The organism is Pseudomonas sp. Pme6b (assembly GCF_058129925.1).
In genome coordinates this window covers 1,249,500-1,269,529 of record NZ_CM176704.1, presented here as the reverse complement: position 1 = coordinate 1,269,529, position 20,030 = coordinate 1,249,500, and the positions used below count along the sequence as shown (strand labels likewise).

Here is a 20,030-nt window from a genome sequence, read left to right as displayed (position 1 = left end):
CGCATGTCACTTCTTGAAATCAAGAATCTCAACGTCCGCTTCGGCGACGCCAAGGCCGTACCTGTTGTGGACGGCCTGTCCCTGAGCGTCGAAAAAGGCGAAGTATTGGCCATCGTTGGCGAATCGGGGTCCGGTAAATCCGTGACCATGATGGCGCTGATGGGGCTGATCGATTCACCCGGCATCATCACCGCCGACGCGCTCAACTTCGACGGCAAGGACCTGCTCAAGCTGAACGCACGGCAGCGTCGTCGCATCATCGGCAAAGACCTGGCGATGGTTTTCCAGGACCCGATGACCGCGCTGAACCCCAGTTACACCGTGGGCTTCCAGATCGAGGAAGTGCTGCGCCAGCACCTGAACATGTCGGGCAAGGCGGCACGCCAGCGCGCGCTGGAACTGCTGGAAAAGGTCGAAATCCCTGGTGCGGCTGCACGCCTGAATGCCTACCCGCATCAACTGTCGGGCGGCATGAGTCAGCGTGTAGCAATTGCCATGGCCATCGCCGGCGAACCGAAACTGCTGATCGCCGACGAACCGACCACCGCGCTGGACGTGACCATTCAGGCGCAGATCATGGAGCTGTTGCTGAGCCTGCAAAAAGAGCAGGACATGGCGCTGGTGCTGATCACTCACGACCTGGCGGTAGTGGCTGAAACCGCCCAGCGCGTCTGTGTGATGTATGCCGGTCAGGCCGTCGAAGTCGGTCAGGTGCCTGGTCTGTTCGAGGTCCCTGCCCACCCGTACAGCGAAGCCTTGCTGGCTGCTATTCCCGAGCACAGCATGGGCGCCGAACGCCTCGCCACGCTGCCGGGCATGGTTCCGGGTCGCTATGACCGGCCACAGGGTTGCCTGCTTTCACCGCGCTGCCCGTATGTGCGCGACAACTGCCGGACCGAACGTCCTGGCCTGGACCCCAAGGCCCATAGTCTGGCGCGCTGCTTCTATCCCTTGAATCAGGAGGTGGCGTAATGAGCGTCGTACTTACCGCCCGCGACCTTACCCGTCACTACGAAGTCTCCCGAGGCCTGTTCAAAGGCACAGCGCTGGTGCGCGCGCTTAACGGTGTGTCCTTCGAACTGGAAGCCGGCAAGACCCTGGCTGTGGTCGGCGAGTCCGGCTGTGGCAAGTCGACACTGGCCCGCGCGCTGACACTGATTGAAGAACCTTCATCGGGTTCGCTGAAAATCGCTGGCCAGGAAGTGGCCGGTGCCAGCAAGTCCGAGCGCAAGCAGTTGCGCAAAGACGTGCAGATGGTATTCCAGAGCCCTTACGCGTCGCTCAACCCACGCCAGAAAGTCGGTGACCAGCTCGGCGAGCCGCTGTTGATCAACACCAAACTGTCGGCGGCAGAACGTCGGGAAAAAGTGCAGGCGATGATGGCTCAGGTCGGTTTGCGCCCCGAGCACTATCAGCGCTACCCGCATATGTTTTCCGGCGGTCAGCGTCAGCGTATCGCGCTGGCCCGGGCGATGATGCTACAGCCCAAAGTGCTGGTCGCGGACGAACCGACTTCGGCGCTGGACGTGTCGATTCAGGCACAGGTGCTGAACCTGTTCATGGATTTGCAGCAGAAATTCAACACCGCCTACGTGTTCATCTCCCACAACCTTTCGGTGGTGCGTCATGTCGCCGATACGGTATTGGTGATGTACCTGGGGCGGCCAGCGGAAATGGGTCCCAAGGAAGAGATCTACAACCGTCCGCTGCACCCTTACACTCAGGCACTGTTGTCAGCGACCCCGACCATCCACCCGGACCCGCTCAAACCGAAGATCAAGATCGTCGGCGAGCTGCCCAACCCGCTCAACCCGCCAAGCGGCTGCGCCTTCCACAAGCGCTGCCCTTACGCGACGGAACGTTGCGCAACAGACGTACCGGAGCTTCGTCTGGTAGATAACCGTCAGGTGGCCTGCCACTATGCCGAGCAATTTGTAGCGGCATAGGCTGAAGCTAGAAGCTAGAAGACTATCGTGCCCACGCTCCAGCGTGGGCACGCAGTTCTGGACGCTCCGCGTCCGATCTTTCTCAAAGACTTCCGTATCGGCACGCCGATCAATACACATCCCGCCGATAACGTCCTTGCTCGATCAGCTCACTGACTCTCTGCTCTCCCAGCACATCCTTCAAAACCTGATCCACCCCCGCCGCCATACCGATCAGGCTGCCACAAATATAGATCGCGGCACCGTCGTCCAGCCATTTTTGCAGTTCATCAGCCGCATCACGCAAGCGATCCTGCACGTAGATTTTCTCAGCCTGGTCACGTGAGAAGGCAAGATCCAGTCGATTCAGATGACCAGCCTCCAGCCAGTCCTCCAGTTCGTTACCACAATGAAAATCGTGGGCGCGGTTACGTTCGCCGAATAGCAGCCAGTTGCGCATCTGCCCTTGAGCGATGCGAGACTTGAGCAGACTGCGCAAACCGGCCAGCCCCGTACCATTGCCCAGCAAGATCAGCGGGACGGAATCGACAGGCAAATGAAAACTGCTGTTGCGGCGCAAACGCAGACTGATCGCGCTGTCGAGGTCGGCATGAGTGGTCAGCCAGCCGGAGCCCAGCCCCAGACTGCCGTCAGGATGAACCTCCTGACGCACGATGAGTTGCAGACGTCCGTCTTCCGGAATCGAAGCGATCGAATATTCACGAGCAGATACCGGCGCCAGCGCGTCGATCAGCGCCTGCGCGTGCAGGCCCACCAGATGCGCACGATTGTGCGGCAGTTGGCGGGTTGCCAGCGCCTGACTGAGCGGCTCCTGCAAGCCATTCACGGTTACCGGCGTGGCAGGATCGACACCCAGCCCGGCGAGAAAGGGTTCAATGACCTGCGCCGCATTGCGCGGCATCACCTCGACCAGATCCCCCGCCTGCCAGCTCGCTGACGTCGACGCTGTCAGGTCCAGCAGGTAAACCTTCGAACCACTGCTGCCCGGGTTCAAATGCTCGCGCCGCGCCAGCGTCCAGTTCTCGAACACCGGTGCCTGCCAGTGCGTTGAAGGCACGGAGCCAGTCAATTGTCCCAACTGCTGCTGCCAGTGTTGCAGGGCTGCTGGATCAGCGCTGTCCACTTCAACAGGCGGGAACAACGTGCGCCCGCCACGCTCAGCCAACCAGCCATGCAAACGATGGGCAAAACCGCAGAAATGCGGGTATTGACGATCGCCCAGGGCCAGAACGGCGTAATCGAGCTGCTTCAGTTCCAACGGACGACCCAGCAACTTACGCTCGAAACCCCGCGCGCTATCGGGCGCCTCGCCCTCACCAAAGGTGCTGACGACGAACAGCGCCTTACGACTCTGACTGAAATCCTCTTCGGTCAAATCGCCCAGCCGCTTCACGCGCACAGACACTCCTGAAGCCTGCAACTGGCCAGCAGCCTGCCAGGCCAACTGCTCGGCAAAACCGCTCTGGCTGGCGAAACCAATCAGCCAGGAAGCAGCATCATCTGCCCCTTCACTCTGAACCTCGCCGCGCGCACTTCTTACAGCACGCTGCTTGCGACGTCGATCCAGGTACAACAACCAGCCAGTGATAAAGAACAGCGGCATCATCAACGATGCTGCCGTCATGATGAGCCGGCCGACGAGGCCGAAATAGCTACCAACATGCAGCGCATAGTTGCTGGCCAGCAATTGCGCGCCGAAACTGCGCTCTGCATAGCGTGAAACCGAGCTGACCTGACCGTTGGCCGGGTCAAGCGTGATGCTGCTCAAAGCCCGTGGATGAGGTGAGTCCTTGAGCAGGTAGAACACCGTGGCCGGTTGGCCGCCAGAAGCAGGCAAACGCAAGTTATAAGCACGTAGTTCAGGCCCGGCGGTTTTCTGCACACTGTCCCAGATGGCAGCATAATCAACCAGCAACGGCGCGGATTGGCTGGAAGGGGCCACAGGGGCTTTGCGCTGAACAGGCAGCGAATCTCCCAGCAGCCTGTTCAGACCATTGCTCACCCAGTCATAAGACCAGTTAAGGCCCGTGATCGCGAACAGCAGGTAGAACAACAGGCACCAGGTACCAAACACCGAATGCAGGTCCCAGTTGAAACTGCGGCCCTTTTTAGCCCAGTCCATCATCAGCCAGACACGCCAGTTCAGCGCGTTGCGAGGCCAACGCAGGTAGAGCCCGGACAGGCAGAAGAACACCAGAACCAGCGTGCAGGCCGCAGTGATCTGCTTACCCACCTCACCGGCAGCCAGATAACGATGCAGTTGCAGGACAAAGTCGAAAAAGCCCTCACCCATCGCCTCGCCTTTCAGCTCGCCTGTATAGGGATCGAAATTGCGTTTGGGACCGCGCCGTTCGCCCGGCTTCGGGGTGAAATACACCTGAGCGGCACGATTGCCCAGCGTATCGACACGCAGCATAGCGACGGTCAGCCCGGTCGCTGCCTCCAGCCTGTGAACAAGCTCAATAGGCGGCAAGGTAGCCGTACGCTCATGCACGAGCAGAACGTCTGGGTTCAGAACATCAAGAATTTCGTCTTCGAACGAATACAGCGCGCCGGTAATCCCCATGAGGGTCAGCACCAGACCTGCCGTGACCCCAAAGAACCAGTGCAGTTGAAACAGAACTTTCTTCAACGCCGACGCTCTCCCCTCTGCAGGCTGCGGCGCGCAGTATGCTCCAACCGCGACGCATTCTCATCTTAAAATCGAGGTAACGTGGGTTTCCCTGTTCATTCGTGCCGCTGACGGGAACAAAACATCTTTATTAAAAGCATTGAATTTATACATGTACCACCTCTGTAAAAAAGGGCAGCCGCCCACGGCAGACTGGCTGTAAAGAGTCATTTATCTTACATCTTTAATCCATGTTTATGCTTTGACGCCCTCACCCTTAAACACTAACCTTTTTCAACACGAGAACATTAACGTGTTGAGGAGATCAACATCTGTTCTCCCAGTGGAAATAAGGACATACCCATGAACCCAATGTTTTACAACGTCATGCAGGCGTTACCTTTATCCGGAGACCTGAAGGCGGATGAGGCGATAAAAACGGCCGAACTGTTCAGTACGATGTCGTCTGCCAATGATAAGCACGTCACCCGTGCACCCGGTTTGATTCTGACCAAAGAGCAGATTATCAATCTCAAGAAATATGAATTGGCGGGCCTCGCCCTGCCCGTTGAGCTGGAGGACGTCATTGTTTATCTCGGCTATTCAAAAGGCGCCGGTGCAGGGCTTGAACCTGAAGACTTCATGAAAAGTTTCAACCTTATCCACCGGCATGCGCGTCGCTGGAGTCCTCTGCGCACCGACCTTCTGGGCATCGGCAGCAAACTGAAGGTCTTCGCAGGCAAGATGCTGGTGTACGGCCAGAGCATGGAGGAGATCAACGGCGACGTCAGGGCCGGGAAAATCGTTGACCATCATCAGATCAAGACACTGGAGGATGTAACACGCTTGAGTCTTGAACTGGGCAAGGACTTCCCGGGCATCGAGCTGGATGAAAACGATAAGGAGATCACCCAGGAAATCGGCTCCCACCTCACCGATATACTGGACTTGATTGCAGCCAATCTGGCCGATGCCCAAACCATCAAGAAGGAACTGGATCAGTTTGGCCTGGACCTGTCGCTGCATGTCGGGCCCGAGATACAGCGCAAAATGGTTGCCATCGACAACAGTTCACTGCCGGCCGACGTGGCGAAGCTGAACCTGGATATCGAACAGCGCGCAAAGGATATCGATGAAAAGAACAAAGAATACAAGGCGGTGGTACAACAATCGTTGAATTCGGTCAGTAGCTTGAACATTGTGGGCTTGGCATTGGGCATTTATTTCGGCGTAGAAGCTGAAAATGTCAGGGCCGCACGCAATGAATTAATGGCGCAACAAACCGCCGACATAGACACCTTGCAAGACAAGAACACTATTCTGGGCTCATTGAGCAGGGTAAAGTTTAACTTGCAGAACCTGGCAACGATTGTGGTCGATGCCGACGTGGCGACTAAAAACCTGATTACCGTATGGAACAAACTGTTTTTGTTTATTGAGGCGTCTGCGGTATCGGCGTCCGAGATAAACGATGCCTTGTCCTTACGGCAATTTATGAATCACTTCAGACAAGTCGTTCACCCCTGGAAGACCATCGAAGTCGACTCGGACGCCTTGCTTAATGTGTTTAAGGAAGCGGATGAAGAATATAAACGGATTTATGGATAACTCGACAATGAAAAATACGTTCACGCCCAATGACACAGCCTTCACTGGTCAAGTACCCGACCGCGATATCATGACTCGCAGTCTTCACCTCATGCGTAACAGCCTGATAAAGGCAGACCTTCTGTTTGCCAAGACCCAATACCTGCCCAACCTTTATGAAAAGCTCACACGCCTGAACACCCTGGCCGTCACTGAACAACATCACCTCGGAGAACACGCTGAACGGCTGATCATCGATATCGAGTCGAAGACCGCCCTGCTGAGGCAGTACGCTCAACCCTCCGCCACTCCCATCGATGCCGAAGAGCTGAAAGATATCGACGTTCAGTGTCAGCGCCTCGTGAACAATGCCACTGCCACAGCCCAGCAACTGGCCAGTGCTCTGAGTGGCATGACACAAGGTATTGATCGACAGCAGACCGCTGAGTTTGGGCAGAGTCTGCAAGGTGACATGGCAAACGCAGGCACCAGACTCGACGTTTTACACACCACCCTGGCGAAGTTGAACGAAGAGCGTCAAGTGCTGAGTACCGCTATTGACGCCTTGGAAAGCAAGGGCGCGACGAGTATTGCCAAGGACACGTTGATCACTGCAGACAAGGTGCTTAGCCTGGGAATGCAGCCCCCTGAACTCGCAGTGATCATGCTGGCGCTCGAGCAAATGAAGGCGACCCTGGAAAAGGGTGAGGCGGGAATCAACCTCATCGCGATGATCAAACGCCGTGATGGTTTTCGCGAGCGCATCAATGCCCTGTCCCAGCAACTGGCAGGCATGGACAAGGAAAAAATGGCGCTCGCACAGCGCATTGAGCTGATTGAATGCTTCAACGCTTTTGACGAACAGCGCGCCGCTTATGTCGAGCAATACCAGAAAATCAAAAACACTCTGGACAGCTTTCTGGTCGTCAACACCAAGGGTGCATCCGATGACAGGCAACGCAGCATGCGCCTGATCGAATCCGGCCAACAGTTGATCGGCTACTTGAACCGCATTCGCTGACGCCACCGCAGGCCACGTTGCAAGGGTAATGGCCTGTACGCCCTTGCAACCTGCGTTTATGCAGCTGCCGTTAAACGGCAGCCAAACAGCTATCAATTCTCAAGGGCCCAGCATGACAGGACAACTCTTGTACCAGAGCGACTTCAAGGACCTCACCACTTACCTGCAGGTTTTGCAGAGGCTTCCGGCATTGACCCGCTCGTTCAAGGTCCATCTTGATCAGGTGCCGTTGGCCAGACACAGCACCTATCCCATTCCCGAACTACGCAATGTGCTTGAAAGGGCCAATAGGGATTGGTCTGGCTGGTCGGCGCTTCTGCCCAAGCTGATGGCGATGCACAGACGACTCGACGCCATGACGGCAGAGCTCACACAGTTTTCCGGAAGTGCAACGCAGGACTACAAGCTGGCCGAGCACCTGAGGGGCTCCGCAGGCGATCGGCTGATAGCGTTCGAGAGCGAGTTCGATAATGAGGAACAGACAGTACAGAAACTGACCCTGGGTATCTGCACCATTCTGCCGCGACTTATCGACTTCCTGAACGACGCCATCTCGCGTTATAGCCGCAAGTTCGGTCTGAAGCCGGGCGACCCTCACCGGGAAAACCTGGCAAACGCCCTGCCCCTGTCATTCGGTACGCAGGATGCGATCGACGCGCAAGAGCGACTGTTTCGTGCACAAGGTTATGCGTACAGAGCGTTGGGCTGGTACATCCGCGCTTACACGGCCGCCAGAAATCTGGGAGCCTACCTGTTGCGAATGTGGGCACTGCTCTGGGCCTGTGTAGGCAGCATTATCGGCGTACGCAAAGCTGAAACACCTTTGCGTCGCCGCCTGGAGACGGGACTGCTACTGGTCAACGTGCGGGAAATCCAACGCCTTTCAAAAGCGTTCGACACTGGGCAGGATCTGGCTGTCTGAACCCTGGATGAAACGCAAAAAAAACCCGCGATCACTCGCGGGTTTTCATATCAGGACAACGCTTACAGATAGAACGACTTCAATGGCGGAAAGCCGTTGAATTCCACTGCGCTGTAGCTGGTGGTGTAGGCACCAGTCGACAACCAGTACATACGGTCACCGATGGCCAGGTTGAGTGGCAGACCGTACTTGTAGTTCTCGTACATGATGTCGGCGCTGTCGCAGGTCGGACCGGCAATGACCACTTCTTCCATTTCGCCCTTCTTCTCGGTCCAGATCGGAAACTTGATAGCTTCGTCCATGGTTTCGATCAGGCCGGAGAATTTACCCACATCGGTGTACACCCAGCGCTCGACAGCGGTGCGCGACTTGCGCGCGACCAGCACGACTTCGCTGACCAGAATACCGGCATTGGAGATCAACGAACGGCCTGGCTCGAGAATGATTTCCGGCAGGTCATCGCCGAAGTCTTCCTTCAGGAAGCGGATGATCTCTTCAGCGTAGGTTTCCAGGCTGTTGGTGCGGGTGATGTAGTTGGCCGGGAAGCCGCCGCCCATGTTGATCAGCTTCAGAACGATGCCGTCTTCTTCTTTCAAACGCTCGAAGATCACTTTGACCTTGGCGATGGCAGCGTCCCAGACGCTGATGTCGCGCTGCTGCGAGCCGACGTGGAACGAGATGCCGTAAGGCACCAGACCCAGGTCGCGAGCGAGGATCAGCAGGTCCATGGCCATGTCGGTCTGGCAGCCGAACTTGCGCGACAGCGGCCAGTCGGCGGTGGTCGAGCCTTCGGTCAGAATACGCACGTAGACTTTCGCACCCGGCGCAGCCTTGGCAATGTTGCGCAGATCCGCTTCCGAGTCGGTGGCAAACAGACGCACGCCCTTCTCGTAGAAATAGCGAATGTCCTTGGATTTCTTGATGGTGTTGCCGTAGCTGATGCGCTCCGGACCAACGCCACAGCTCATGACCTTGTCCAGCTCGTAGATCGACGCGATGTCGAAACTGGAACCCTTGTCCTTGAGCAGATTGATGACTTCGACGGCCGGGTTGGCTTTGACAGCGTAATAGACCTTGGCAAACTCGAAGCCCGCACGCAGGTCGTCGTAGGCTTTACTGATGATGGCGGTATCAATGACCACGAACGGAGTTTCTTGCTTGTCAGCGAACGCCTTCATTTTCTTGAAGGTTTCGGCTGAATAGTAGTCTTCGACATTGATCGACATGCTGCTGGAACTCCTGATGGCAAGCGGTATTGGTAAATGGGTGCAAATGAACGCCCTCCGTATCCCCACTTTGGTTCGCCTACTTCCCAAGGCATGTCGCCGAAAGCAAAAAGGCCCTGAAGGGCTGCCTTCCTGGCCTTGCTGTCTCGTCGTCAGTACTTGAGCCGGATGGATCGTTTCCAGCATGGACGTTCGGCGCGAACTTTAGGACCTGAGGGGCCGGATATCAACAAAAAATGTCGCGTTTTTGCACAGAGCGCTTGAGTTGCCTTCCCAAGGACCTGTTTAACCGACCTGCATGACAGGCAGATGTTCCTCACGGCGCGATAAACCGGTAAAGCCTTTTCGCTTGCAAGGGTCTATCAAGAAATCAGTAGCGCTCAGACTCCACCGCCACTCATCGCCAGAACTTGCGCAACCTGAAGCCGAATTTCAGCGTTTTCTGGAGGTGTTTGATAGCCGACTCTCTGAAGAGGCGATTTCCCGGACCATATCCGACTTGTGGTCCATACAAATCGAGGCTCTCTTATCAGATTGGCCTGCACATAGGAAAACGGAATACCTTGGCGACTTAGGAACATCGGCGCAATACCCGTCACCTCACCGTGATGGATTTCGTCGAGCTTTTTCAACCACGGTTGAAAAGCCAGGTCGGGGATATTCAGTCCATTGAACTGACGCGCTGAAGCAGCCATCACCACGCTTTCGAAGTCCTTGGAAGTGCGTGCCAGGTTTGCGGCGTCAGAACCGGGCAAAGCACCCGCAATCGTTTCTTTTATGTGCGGTGGCATGTCGGCAAGAACGGCATCTGGTTTGCGAAAAATGCCCTTGGACGGCTTATTTCTGATCGCAGGCACTCCGCGCTTTCTGGAACCTCCTAACGCTTGGCTCGCTATACTTCTCATCAGCCGCGTACCTGGTGCCCGGTGGAGTAACTTACTAATGGCGACAAACATATGCCCGCCAGGGTCGCTCCGGTTCACCGGGTCACCCGCACAATAGCCATAGGCATTAAGCCCGCCTTCGCCAAAAGGGCTGAAGCTATCGGGGCTGTTGAAGCGCATCAAGACCGGATTGTAGGCCCGGTAACCGTTGCCAAACAGGTAGTGACCGGTAACTGTGTCAATCTGCTCTCCATTGAAGCCCGGTACCTCTGGGTTTCTCGCAGCTTTTTCACTGTAACCATAAGGTGTGTAGGCAATAGCCGTTCTCTGCTCGATACCGCCCGCATGCAATACATTTTGTTGCTGATCTGCAGCATCCAAAACAACAAGGCGCTTTCCATTGGCAAGGGTCTGCTGCGCCAGAGGCATTCCTCTCACGCGAAAAAGTGTGCGCTGCTCGCCATCAAGCACTTCGGTTGTCAACTGCTGGCCGCCATAGAACCGCTGCCTCATCGCCTGAGCCAGAGGAGTCAGACTCGCAAGGCGATCCAAAGGGTCATACCTGTATCGACAAAGCTCGTTCATCATCAGTACCTCGCTGCGCTTCGGCCAGAAGAAACTAAATCAACCGCTGCCCAAAGTGCTACTGACAGAAATGCCAGTAGCCTGCACAGGCAGAAACGCAGCGAGAGCAGCACGAACTTTACGTCAACGACCTCCATTCATCCGGGATCACTGACGGTAAGGCGTGCCCTTCCAGCTTGAACAAACGGAGAGGCAGGATCAGTAGCAAGAAATTTGATGAAGACGGCCACTGCAACGTGGAGAAACGGGTGGCAACGGCTACCGCCAGTCACGAAGACTGGCGGTAATGCCAAAAATCAGGAAGCAACCTGATCCGCAGGCGAAACAATACTGGTCTTCATCCCACGCGAACGGCCCGAACTCAGGTAAGCCGCAATGGACTCTTGCGTCACTTCACCCAGGAACACGTTCTCGGCGTCCAGCACAGGCAGCCAGGCGCGGTTGAACTCGTACATGCGCGACAACAGCGCGAATCTTCACTCTTCAGATTGCCTGAACAGCCCACATAAAAAAGCCCTGACCTGATTAAGAAAGGGCTTGAAATGAAGCCGTTTATGACGCCTACGGCCAGCGAAGAAAATGCCGTGCCTTTAATTACCCAAATCGTTCTCGTAGTCGGTTAAAAATTCGTCCCAGCTTATTTCATCGTTACCATCTGAGTTGATCTTGGCAAGTAAGGCCTTAAAGTCTTCTGGGGTAAGGTATTTCTCCATCGTTGAACTAAACTCTGCCACTGTTACCTTTTTGTCGCCATTCGTATCGTACCTGTCAAAGTCTTCGCGCGCGCTAACTGCTTTTCCGTCAGCTTAGTCATTGCCCATTCCTCCAATCAACATGAATTAGCACATGCAGCAACATCATTGAAAACTTACTGCGTCAAGCAACGATACGCTCACAGCCACTGCACGACTACTGACAGACCTGATAGTTGACATTACCGGTGAGGCCTGAAGGGATGACACTGTCCAATCAAGCTAGCCCAGGCCATTGCAGCACTGGACTAGCTTTTTTCAAATTAAACCTGTGCGTCTGCCGCAGCCGTTTCAGCCGGCGAAACAATACTGGTCTTCATACCACGCGAACGGCCCGAGCTCAGGTAAGCCGCAATGGACTCTTGCGTCACTTCACCCAGGAACACGTTCTCGGCGTCCAGCACCGGCAGCCAGGCGCGGTTGAACTCGTACATGCGCGACAGCAGGATGCGCAAGTGCTCGTCGTAAGCGGCGGTTGCGTTGAACTCACGCAGGAACTGCGCGCACGTGCCCTGCTGGCGATGCAGGTCACGGCGACGTACGTAGCCCATTGCCTTGTTCTCGCTGTCTGTGACAACGATGTAGCGACGGTCATTTTCGTCCATCACGTCCAGCGCATCGGCCACCGGGGTTTCCGGGCTGACCGACGGCGCGTTGTCGGCTGCATCTTCGGCCTTGACCAGCAGCAGGCGCTTGAGGGTGCTGTCCTGGCCGACGAAGCTGCTGACGAAGTCGTCAGCCGGATGTGCGAGCAAGGTGTCCGGGTGATCGATCTGCAGCAGTTTACCGCCACGGAAGATGGCGATCTTGTCGCCCAGCTTGATGGCTTCATCAATGTCGTGGCTGACCATGATCACGGTCTTGTTCAGCGCGCGCTGCATCTCGAAGAACTCGTTCTGGATCATCTCGCGGTTGATCGGGTCGACCGCACCGAACGGTTCGTCCATCAACAGCAAGGGTGCTTCTGCAGCCAGTGCACGGATCACGCCGATACGCTGTTGCTGACCACCGGACAATTCACGCGGGTAGCGATGCAGGTACTGCTTGGGCTCCAGCTTGATCATGCTCATCAGTTCACGGGCACGGTCATGGCAACGCTGCTTGTCCCAGCCGAGCAGCTTGGGCACCACCACGATGTTTTCTTCGATGGTCATGTTCGGGAACAGACCGATCTGCTGAATCACGTAGCCGATGTTGCGACGCAGGGTCACTTCGTCCAGATCAGTGGTGTCTTCACCATTGATCAGCACTTTGCCGGAGGTCGGCATGATCAGGCGGTTGATCATTTTCAGCGTGGTGCTCTTGCCGCAGCCCGAAGGGCCAAGGAAGACGCAGATTTCGCCTTCGTTGACCGTGAGGCTGACCGAATCGACAGCCTTCACTTCTTTGCCGTTGCTCTGGAAAGTCTTGGAGAGGTTCTGGAGTTCGATCATTTCAGTAATCCTTTTGGAGTCAGCGTGCGTTGCAGCCATTGCAGGAGAAGGTCGGCGATGATGGCCAGAATGCTGACCAGTACCGCGCCGACGATCAGCATCGACATATTGCTGCGGCTGATTGAAGCGAGAATGAGTACACCCAGACCACCGGCACCGATGGTCGCGGCGATGGTCATGACACCGATATTCATCACCACGGCGGTGCGCACACCGGCGAGGATTACGGGTACGGCGATAGGCAGTTCAACCATGCGCAGGCGCTGGCCGAAGGTCATGCCGATGCCTTTGGCGGCCTCGCGGATACCCGGTTCTACGCCAGTCAGGGCCAGGTAGGTGTTACGCATGATCGGCAGCAGCGAATAGAGAAACACTGCGGTAATAGCCGGCATCGGGCCAAGGCCCTGGCCGAATTTGGAGTAGAACGGCAGCAACAGGCCGAACAAGGCAATCGATGGCACGGTCAGCAGCACGGTGGCGCTGGCTTGCAGCGGGCCGGCAAGTGCCGGAAAACGGGTCATCAGTACGCCCAGCGGGACGCCGACCAGAATGGCCAGGGTCACGGCAATGCCGACCAGGGTGATGTGCTGCGTGGTCAGATGCAGCACCTGAGCCCAGTCGATCTGGGAGAAAACGTTGAAAAAACTCATGTCGTCTCCGTCCTTAGTTAAGTGGGTGCTGACGCAGGAAATCTGCGGCAACTTTGGATGGACTCTCGTGACCAACATCAATGCGGGCGTTGAGGTCGATCATGGTCTGGGTGTCCAGCAGATCAGCCAAAGGCTTGAGCAACGGGGCAATATCCGGGTGCTTGTCCAAGTAATCCTGACGGATCACCGGCGCGGCGGTGTAGTCCGGGAAGTAACGTTTGTCGTCTTCCAGCACCTTGAGCTTGAAGGCGTTCAAGCGACCGTCAGTGGTGTACACCAGGCCCGCAAACACCTGGCCGTTCCGAAGCGCGGTGTAAACCAGCCCCGCGTCCATCTGGCGGGTGTTCTCACGACCGAGATTCATGTCGTAATGCTTGACCATGCCGAGCAGACCGTCGGAACGGTTGGCGAACTCAGTGTCCAGCGCTACGAGATGCCCCTCTTTGGCTTCGTCTTTGAGGACTTTGGTCAGGTCGGTCATGGTGTTGACCTGTGGGTACTTGTCAGCGATTTTCTGCGGCAACGCCAAGGCATAGGTGTTGCTAAATTTCGACGGGGAAAGCCAGACCAAGCCTTTTTTCGCGTCGAGTTCTTTCACCCGAGCGTAGGTTTGTTCGCTGTCGAGCTTTTCATCAACGTGGTTGTAATTCACCAGCGATACGCCGGTGTACTCCCAGATCAGATCCAGTTGAGCACTTTCCTGCGCGCTACGCGCCAGGCTGCTGCCCAGGCCGCCGGTGACTTGAACGTCATAACCCTTTGTACGCAGGTATTGCGCAGTGAGTTCAGACAGGATGGTTTGCTCGGTGAACACACGAGCGCCGACGCGCAACAACGGCTTTTCCGCTGCCTGGGCAAATGCCGGAAACAGCAAGGCAAAGCCTAAAAACAAGCATATTCTTTTCATGATAATTCCTTCGCTCAGCGAGCCAGACCGCGTTCCAGCCATAGACGACTCGCCAGTATCACCAGCCCGTCAAGCAGCAGCGCCAGCAGAGCGGTACACGCCGCACCCAGCACCAGTTGCGGCTGGTTGTTCAAGGCGATGCCGGGGAAAATCAGGCTGCCCAGGCTGTTGGCACCGATGAGGAACGCCAATGGCGCGGTCCCGACATTGATCGCCAGCGCGACACGCACACCACCGATGATGATCGGCACGGCGTTAGGCAACTCGACACGCCACAGCACCTGACGCGGGGTCATGCCGATGCCGACCGCAGCTTCCTTGAGTGAACCCTGAACGTTTTTCAGGCCTTCATAGGTGTTACGCACGATGGGCAGCAAAGAGGCGAGGAACAGCGCGAAGATCGCAGGCCCGCTGCCGATCCCGAGTATCCCGAGGGCAATGGCCAGAACGGCGAGAGGAGGAACGGTGTTGCCAATGTTGAAGATCTGCATGAAACGTTCGGCGCGGCCAACCATGCTCGGTCGGCTGAGGGCGATGCCTGCGGGGATACCGACCACCAGGGCCGCCAACATTGAAACCAGAACCAGAATCAGGTGAGCCTGAAGGTAGAACAGCAGGTCATCCTGGTATTGCTTGATAGTACTGATGCCGATCCAGTGGATCAGCAGGGCCAGGAGTGCGATCACAACCGCACCTCCCAATAGCCCCTTGCCATAGCGATTAGCCACAGGCGGACTCCTTATTTCAGTCGGCGAACGCGTTGACCAGGGCGTCCGCAAAGGACACCGGCAATAACGTTCGCGAAGAGCAGCGGGTGGGTCGCCGGTAAGGGTTTAACCTCGGCGAAAACACAAGCCATAAGCGCAGCTTCGTCAAGCCAACATGCTGATGAATCAGCCCCTTGCGTTGGCTTCGTTGCGAGCCTTGACGGGGGAGTGGACGTCTCCACGACCTGAAAGGTTCCCACACGAGACATTATCTGGCCATCGTTTATTGTCTGAACGGTTCGGTTATTGCCGCGAGTTGAGCTATAATCTGCGCCCTTTTTCAATACCGTCTCAGGCGATTTCCCATGACCCAACAGGCCGCCGAAGTCGCGAAACGCCGCACTTTCGCCATTATTTCCCACCCGGATGCGGGTAAAACCACCATCACGGAAAAACTCCTGCTGATGGGCAAGGCCATTTCTATCGCCGGTACGGTCAAGTCGCGTAAATCCGACCGTCATGCCACATCCGACTGGATGGAAATGGAGAAACAACGCGGTATTTCCATCACCACATCCGTGATGCAGTTTCCGTATCGCGAGCACATGATCAACCTGCTCGACACACCGGGTCACGAAGACTTCTCCGAAGACACCTACCGCACCTTGACAGCCGTTGACTCGGCGCTGATGGTCCTCGACGGCGGTAAAGGCGTCGAGCCACGCACCATTGCGCTGATGGATGTCTGCCGCCTGCGCGACACGCCTATCGTCAGTTTCATCAACAAGCTCGACCGCGACATCCGCGACCCTATCGAGCTGCTTGATGAAATCGAAGCCGTACTCAAGATCAAGGCTGCGCCGATCACCTGGCCGATTGGTTGCTACCGGGACTTCAAGGGTGTCTATCACCTGGCCGACGACTACATCATTGTGTATACAGCAGGTCATGGCCACGAGCGTACGGAAACCAAAATCATCGAGAAGCTCGATTCGGACGAAGCCCGCGCCCATCTGGGTGACGAGTACGACCGCTTTGTCGAGCAACTGGAACTGGTGCAGGGTGCCTGCCACGAGTTCAACCAGCAGGAATTCATCGACGGCCAGCTGACCCCGGTGTTTTTCGGCACCGCGCTGGGCAACTTCGGCGTCGACCATGTACTCGATGCCGTGGTGAACTGGGCTCCCAAGCCACTGGCACGCGTGGCCAACGAGCGCACCGTCGAACCGGCCGAAGAGAAATTCAGCGGTTTCGTGTTCAAGATCCAGGCGAACATGGACCCCAAGCACCGCGACCGTATCGCGTTCATGCGTATCTGTTCTGGCCGTTACGACAAGGGAATGAAAATGCGCCACGTGCGCCTGGGCAAGGACGTGCGGATCGGTGATGCGCTGACGTTCTTCTCGTCGGAGCGTGAGCAACTGGAAGAAGCCTATGCCGGTGACATCATCGGTTTGCACAACCACGGCACCATCCAGATCGGCGACACCTTCACCGAAGGCGAAGCACTGGGCTTCACCGGTATTCCGCACTTCGCACCGGAGTTGTTCCGCCGCGTGCGCCTGAAGGACCCGCTCAAATCCAAGCAACTGCGTCAGGGCCTTCAGCAGCTGGCCGAAGAAGGCGCCACGCAGGTGTTCTTCCCGCAGCGCAGCAACGACATCATCCTCGGCGCCGTCGGTGTGCTGCAGTTCGATGTGGTCGCCAGCCGTCTGAAGGAAGAATACAAGGTCGAGTGCGCCTACGAGCCGATCACCGTGTGGTCTGCCCGCTGGATCGACTGCGCCGACAAGAAGAAGCTCGAAGAGTTTGAGAACAAGGCTGTGGAAAACCTGGCAGTGGACGGCGGCGGTCACCTGACCTACCTCGCCCCTACCCGCGTGAACCTGGCACTGATGGAAGAACGCTGGCCCGACGTGAAATTCCGCGCCACCCGCGAGCATCACTGATAATCCAGACTATCGTGCGACGCAGAGCGTGGGGAACGGCATTCCCACGCTGGAGCGTGAGGGACGATAAGCTTAATGGCGACTATCGTGCGACGCTCTGCGTCGCATGCCGTTCTGGACGCTCTGCGTCCAACCCTTCCTGAACATCCACTGACCTGGATCAACCATTCAGCGCAAAATGAGAATTAATCTCAATAGAGCCTTGCTATTATCCCAATAAGAATTATTCTCATCTGACTTGCACAGGAGATGAGACATGACCTATTTGATCGATGCATGGCTGGACAGGCCCCACCCTTACCTGAGAATTCTCCACCGCGAGACGGGGGAAGTGTGTGCCGTACTGGAAGAGGAAGCGCTGGAGGAGTTACGCGATCAGGGCGATCTGGATGTGTGCAGTTTGAGTTCCAGCGAGCCATTGGTGCTCAAGGAACTGGTGAGAAACCTGTTTCTGTTCTGCTATGCGCGGGCGTTGCGCCCGATGGGTGAGTTGCACTGAGCATGGAGCATCAGCACAACCCCGCCGCTGAACGAATCAGCGCGATTCGTTCAGCGACCCTCTGGATCGACTGGGTCGATTACAGAACGTCGAGCAGTTCCACGTCAAACACCAGCACGCTGTGCGGTGCGATGCTGCCTACGCCCTGAGCGCCGTAAGCCAGCTCGCTCGGTACGTGCAGACGCCATTTGCTGCCAGCGTTCATCAGTTGCAGCGCCTCGGTCCAGCCAGCAATCACGCCGCTGACCGGAAATTCCGCAGGCTCGCCACGATCATAGGAGCTGTCAAAGACGTTACCGTCGATCAGCGTACCGTGATAGTGCACGCGCACCTGATCTTCACGGGTTGGCTTGGCCCCAGCGCCAGCGGTCAGCACTTCGAATTGCAGACCCGAGGCCAGCGTGGTCACGCCTTCGCGCTTGGCATTTTCAGCCAGGTAAGCCTTGCCGGCACCCGCAGCCTGTTCAGCCTTGGCGGCCGCTTCGGCCTGCATGATTTCACGGATGACCTTGAAGCTGGCGGACATCTCTTCCTGACCCACACGGCTTGGCTGACCGCCAAATGCATCACGCAGGCCTGCCACGATGGCTTCCAGGTTGACACCCGGTGGCGGGTTGTCGCGCAACTGATCGCCCAACTGACGGCCAATGCCGTAGCTGACGCGGGTTTCGTCGGTGGACAGATTGACTTCGGACATGACACTGCTCCGCAGAGGGGCACGCAGTCGGTATCGCGCAAAACCTGAACGGCAATCACGCTATACGCTGATGCGCCCCGAACCAAAAGGCCGAGCAGCCTAGCACAATTGCCGCTACAGCCCCTACCGCAGCAGCAATACGCGGCTGGCGATCAGGACCAGGAGGAATGAAACGAGATCGGCAGGCGCATTTCAGAGCGGTCATGGACCGGCATGCCGCACAGCTCGTCATGGACCACACAATGGACCAGGTAAAAAGGCACCACCGGTATGTCCTTGAGCAAATCCCGCGCATGCTCCACCGAGCGAAGATGCAGGGTCTTGCCTGCCGGGTCCTTGAGCATCACCGAAGTGCCATTCATGCGCACATCCAGCAGATAGATGCCGCCTTCGATGGAGATCAGGTTCAGCTCATCGACCCGCCCGGCCTGGGCGTGTTCGATAAATTCCTGATAATTCATGATCGAACCTCCTGCGCAAATGCCTGATGCATCGGAACGGACGTTTTACAACACACAGCGCCGACATGCCAGAAACGATAACGCCCGCCCCTTTCATCGCGCGTCGCCTTAGTGCTTGGTGACCTTGTCCAGATAGCCCATCGCAAACGCGGATATCACGAAGGTCATGTGGATAATCACGTACCACATCAGGTATTCAGGCTTGATGTTGGTGGCATCCATGAATACCCGCAGCAGGTGGATGGAGGAGATTGCCACAATGGAGGCCGCCACTTTCATCTTCAGCGAAGACGAATCCATGGTGCCCAGCCAGTTGAGCTTTTCCTTGTCCTCATCGATGTCCAGCTGCGATACGAAGTTCTCGTAGCCGGAAATCATCACCATCACCAGCAAACCACCCACCAGCGCCATGTCGATCAGCGACAGCAGCACCAGAATCAGATCAGCTTCGGCCAGCGAGAAAATGTTGGGGATGACGTGAAAGATTTCCTGGAAGAATTTCACACACAACGCCAGCAGCCCAAGGGAAAGACCGAAATAGATCGGCGCCAGCAGCCAGCGCGATGCGTACATGGCATTTTCAAAAAAACGTTCCATTGATACTCGCAAGGTGTTTTGAAGGAGCGGGCGAGTATATCAGCGGTAACGCGCTGCTCTGGAGATGCGACAAAATATCGCACAGCGCACATATATGCACTGTCAGGAGACCGGCATGCGTAGCGCAGACTGGCTAGAAAAGCGATGAGCGCTCACACACCATCATGCCACTGTTGATGCGTCGCAGTTCGGCTTGAATATGCAAGGTCCATATCGGTACATCATCGGCGCATTGATAACCATGCAGCGATAGGCTCTCGATAATGCTCGTCAATACCGCCTGCGCCGCTGGCAGGCCGTTGAACGGTCCTTGGGATTTGATCGCAGAGGGCTGTTCTTCAGCCATGCCGGCTGCGAAGAGCACCATCCATTGTCCACCATCGTGGGGAAGAGGCCGAATGACACATTCGATGCGGGTCATCAGCCCCATGCATTCTCGGGTAAGGCAAAGGCTACGCTGCATGATGCGCTCCTGATCAGCAACAGTATTCATCCGTCTGGCAAAGCAGGATGTGCGCCAATCCGATTGGCCACTGCGGTCATGATCAAGATTAGAAGAAAACCGTCCCGCGGGAAATATCCCTGATGAACGGATC

General features: G+C 56.6%; 19 protein-coding genes and 1 pseudogene. 7 read left to right on the top strand and 13 right to left on the bottom strand.

Annotation, left to right across the window (positions count from 1 at the left end; genetic code table 11):
• The first annotated feature begins 3 nt into the window (after positions 1-3).
• Positions 4-972 (top strand): ABC transporter ATP-binding protein, encoded by a 969-nt coding sequence (locus AC4ANE_RS05735; protein ID WP_002555195.1) that lies wholly within the window; start codon positions 4-6, stop codon positions 970-972.
• Positions 972-1,946: a peptide ABC transporter ATP-binding protein gene (locus AC4ANE_RS05730; protein WP_031596607.1), complete on the top strand. Its 975-nt coding sequence runs from the start codon at positions 972-974 to the stop codon at positions 1,944-1,946. Before AC4ANE_RS05735 ends, AC4ANE_RS05730 begins: the two co-directional genes overlap by 1 nt.
• A 109-nt stretch (positions 1,947-2,055) precedes the next feature.
• Here AC4ANE_RS05730 and AC4ANE_RS05725 read toward each other — a convergent pair whose 3' ends face one another.
• Positions 2,056-4,578 carry a PepSY domain-containing protein gene (locus AC4ANE_RS05725; protein ID WP_002555197.1) on the bottom strand — a complete coding sequence of 841 codons (2,523 nt, stop codon included), beginning with the start codon at positions 4,576-4,578 and terminating at the stop codon, positions 2,056-2,058.
• Positions 4,579-4,920: 342 nt separating this feature from the next.
• Between AC4ANE_RS05725 and AC4ANE_RS05720 the strand changes: the two genes are divergently transcribed.
• From AC4ANE_RS05720 to AC4ANE_RS05710, 3 genes are all read left to right on the top strand, one after another.
• Positions 4,921-6,165: an alpha-xenorhabdolysin family binary toxin subunit A gene (locus tag AC4ANE_RS05720; protein WP_031596606.1), complete on the top strand. Its 1,245-nt coding sequence runs from the start codon at positions 4,921-4,923 to the stop codon at positions 6,163-6,165.
• A gap of 7 nt (positions 6,166-6,172) precedes the next feature.
• Positions 6,173-7,165: an alpha-xenorhabdolysin family binary toxin subunit B gene (locus tag AC4ANE_RS05715; RefSeq protein ID WP_031596605.1), complete on the top strand. Its 993-nt coding sequence runs from the start codon at positions 6,173-6,175 to the stop codon at positions 7,163-7,165.
• 112 nt (positions 7,166-7,277) lie between these two features.
• On the top strand, positions 7,278-8,087 hold the full coding sequence (locus tag AC4ANE_RS05710; protein ID WP_002555200.1) for a hypothetical protein: 810 nt from the start codon (positions 7,278-7,280) through the stop codon (positions 8,085-8,087).
• A 62-nt stretch (positions 8,088-8,149) separates the two neighbouring features.
• Here the strand turns inward: AC4ANE_RS05710 and AC4ANE_RS05705 are convergent, their stop codons facing one another.
• The 8 genes and pseudogenes from AC4ANE_RS05705 to AC4ANE_RS05670 all read right to left on the bottom strand — a co-directional run bounded on the left by AC4ANE_RS05705 (position 8,150) and on the right by AC4ANE_RS05670 (position 15,252).
• Positions 8,150-9,313, bottom strand: a complete 1,164-nt coding sequence (locus AC4ANE_RS05705) for a type III PLP-dependent enzyme (RefSeq protein ID WP_002555201.1) — start codon at positions 9,311-9,313, stop codon at positions 8,150-8,152.
• Between the two features lie 380 nt (positions 9,314-9,693).
• Positions 9,694-10,782 (bottom strand): RHS repeat-associated core domain-containing protein, encoded by a 1,089-nt coding sequence (locus AC4ANE_RS05700; RefSeq protein ID WP_223227200.1) that lies wholly within the window; start codon positions 10,780-10,782, stop codon positions 9,694-9,696.
• 296 nt (positions 10,783-11,078) lie between these two features.
• A pseudogene (locus AC4ANE_RS05695) lies at positions 11,079-11,249 on the bottom strand (glycine/betaine ABC transporter ATP-binding protein); the annotation flags it as partial.
• Between the two features lie 123 nt (positions 11,250-11,372).
• Positions 11,373-11,516, bottom strand: a complete 144-nt coding sequence (locus tag AC4ANE_RS05690) for a hypothetical protein (protein WP_223216187.1) — start codon at positions 11,514-11,516, stop codon at positions 11,373-11,375.
• 281 nt (positions 11,517-11,797) lie between these two features.
• Complete coding sequence (locus tag AC4ANE_RS05685; protein ID WP_002555209.1) at positions 11,798-12,967, bottom strand: osmoprotectant ABC transporter ATP-binding protein OsmV; 1,170 nt, start codon at positions 12,965-12,967, stop codon at positions 11,798-11,800.
• A complete protein-coding gene (locus AC4ANE_RS05680) occupies positions 12,964-13,617 on the bottom strand; it encodes an ABC transporter permease (protein WP_002555210.1) in 654 nt (217 codons plus the stop codon). The genes AC4ANE_RS05685 and AC4ANE_RS05680 overlap by 4 nt, the downstream gene beginning before the upstream one ends.
• Before the next feature lie 13 nt (positions 13,618-13,630).
• Entirely contained in the window at positions 13,631-14,524 is an 894-nt protein-coding gene (locus tag AC4ANE_RS05675; protein WP_002555211.1) for a glycine betaine ABC transporter substrate-binding protein, read from the bottom strand.
• A 14-nt stretch (positions 14,525-14,538) separates the two neighbouring features.
• A complete protein-coding gene (locus tag AC4ANE_RS05670) occupies positions 14,539-15,252 on the bottom strand; it encodes an ABC transporter permease (RefSeq protein ID WP_002555212.1) in 714 nt (237 codons plus the stop codon).
• A gap of 344 nt (positions 15,253-15,596) precedes the next feature.
• On the opposite strand from AC4ANE_RS05670, the gene AC4ANE_RS05665 reads away from it, so the two are divergent.
• Positions 15,597-17,180, top strand: coding sequence for a peptide chain release factor 3 (locus AC4ANE_RS05665; RefSeq protein ID WP_002555213.1), 1,584 nt, complete (start codon positions 15,597-15,599; stop codon positions 17,178-17,180).
• 256 nt (positions 17,181-17,436) lie between these two features.
• Complete coding sequence (locus AC4ANE_RS05660) at positions 17,437-17,679, top strand: PA4570 family protein (RefSeq protein ID WP_002555214.1); 243 nt, start codon at positions 17,437-17,439, stop codon at positions 17,677-17,679.
• A gap of 79 nt (positions 17,680-17,758) precedes the next feature.
• Here the strand turns inward: AC4ANE_RS05660 and bamJ are convergent, their stop codons facing one another.
• The 4 genes from bamJ to AC4ANE_RS05640 all read right to left on the bottom strand — a co-directional run bounded on the left by bamJ (position 17,759) and on the right by AC4ANE_RS05640 (position 19,897).
• Positions 17,759-18,376 carry a BamJ family beta-barrel-assembly machinery protein gene (bamJ, locus tag AC4ANE_RS05655; protein WP_002555215.1) on the bottom strand — a complete coding sequence of 206 codons (618 nt, stop codon included), beginning with the start codon at positions 18,374-18,376 and terminating at the stop codon, positions 17,759-17,761.
• 152 nt (positions 18,377-18,528) lie between these two features.
• Positions 18,529-18,837: a DUF6482 family protein gene (locus AC4ANE_RS05650; RefSeq protein ID WP_002555216.1), complete on the bottom strand. Its 309-nt coding sequence runs from the start codon at positions 18,835-18,837 to the stop codon at positions 18,529-18,531.
• A gap of 108 nt (positions 18,838-18,945) precedes the next feature.
• Positions 18,946-19,434, bottom strand: coding sequence for a TIGR00645 family protein (locus tag AC4ANE_RS05645; protein WP_002555217.1), 489 nt, complete (start codon positions 19,432-19,434; stop codon positions 18,946-18,948).
• Positions 19,435-19,567: 133 nt separating this feature from the next.
• Positions 19,568-19,897, bottom strand: coding sequence for a PA4575 family protein (locus AC4ANE_RS05640; protein ID WP_002555218.1), 330 nt, complete (start codon positions 19,895-19,897; stop codon positions 19,568-19,570).
• Positions 19,898-20,030 lie beyond the last annotated feature (133 nt).

What these genes read in the sequence shown, in the direction of transcription:
- AC4ANE_RS05735 (WP_002555195.1), top strand. Translation starts at nt 4, where the DNA reads ATGTCACTTCTTGAAATCAAGAATCTCAACGTCCGCTTCGGCGACGCC.
- AC4ANE_RS05730 (WP_031596607.1), top strand. Translation starts at nt 972, where the DNA reads ATGAGCGTCGTACTTACCGCCCGCGACCTTACCCGTCACTACGAAGTC.
- AC4ANE_RS05720 (WP_031596606.1), top strand. Translation starts at nt 4,921, where the DNA reads ATGAACCCAATGTTTTACAACGTCATGCAGGCGTTACCTTTATCCGGA.
- AC4ANE_RS05715 (WP_031596605.1), top strand. Translation starts at nt 6,173, where the DNA reads ATGAAAAATACGTTCACGCCCAATGACACAGCCTTCACTGGTCAAGTA.
- AC4ANE_RS05710 (WP_002555200.1), top strand. Translation starts at nt 7,278, where the DNA reads ATGACAGGACAACTCTTGTACCAGAGCGACTTCAAGGACCTCACCACT.
- AC4ANE_RS05705 (WP_002555201.1), bottom strand. Translation starts at nt 9,313, where the DNA reads ATGTCGATCAATGTCGAAGACTACTATTCAGCCGAAACCTTCAAGAAA.
- AC4ANE_RS05700 (WP_223227200.1), bottom strand. Translation starts at nt 10,782, where the DNA reads ATGAACGAGCTTTGTCGATACAGGTATGACCCTTTGGATCGCCTTGCG.
- AC4ANE_RS05685 (WP_002555209.1), bottom strand. Translation starts at nt 12,967, where the DNA reads ATGATCGAACTCCAGAACCTCTCCAAGACTTTCCAGAGCAACGGCAAA.
- AC4ANE_RS05680 (WP_002555210.1), bottom strand. Translation starts at nt 13,617, where the DNA reads ATGAGTTTTTTCAACGTTTTCTCCCAGATCGACTGGGCTCAGGTGCTG.
- AC4ANE_RS05675 (WP_002555211.1), bottom strand. Translation starts at nt 14,524, where the DNA reads ATGAAAAGAATATGCTTGTTTTTAGGCTTTGCCTTGCTGTTTCCGGCA.
- AC4ANE_RS05665 (WP_002555213.1), top strand. Translation starts at nt 15,597, where the DNA reads ATGACCCAACAGGCCGCCGAAGTCGCGAAACGCCGCACTTTCGCCATT.
- AC4ANE_RS05660 (WP_002555214.1), top strand. Translation starts at nt 17,437, where the DNA reads ATGACCTATTTGATCGATGCATGGCTGGACAGGCCCCACCCTTACCTG.
- bamJ (WP_002555215.1), bottom strand. Translation starts at nt 18,376, where the DNA reads ATGTCCGAAGTCAATCTGTCCACCGACGAAACCCGCGTCAGCTACGGC.
- AC4ANE_RS05650 (WP_002555216.1), bottom strand. Translation starts at nt 18,837, where the DNA reads ATGAATTATCAGGAATTTATCGAACACGCCCAGGCCGGGCGGGTCGAT.
- AC4ANE_RS05645 (WP_002555217.1), bottom strand. Translation starts at nt 19,434, where the DNA reads ATGGAACGTTTTTTTGAAAATGCCATGTACGCATCGCGCTGGCTGCTG.
- AC4ANE_RS05640 (WP_002555218.1), bottom strand. Translation starts at nt 19,897, where the DNA reads ATGCAGCGTAGCCTTTGCCTTACCCGAGAATGCATGGGGCTGATGACC.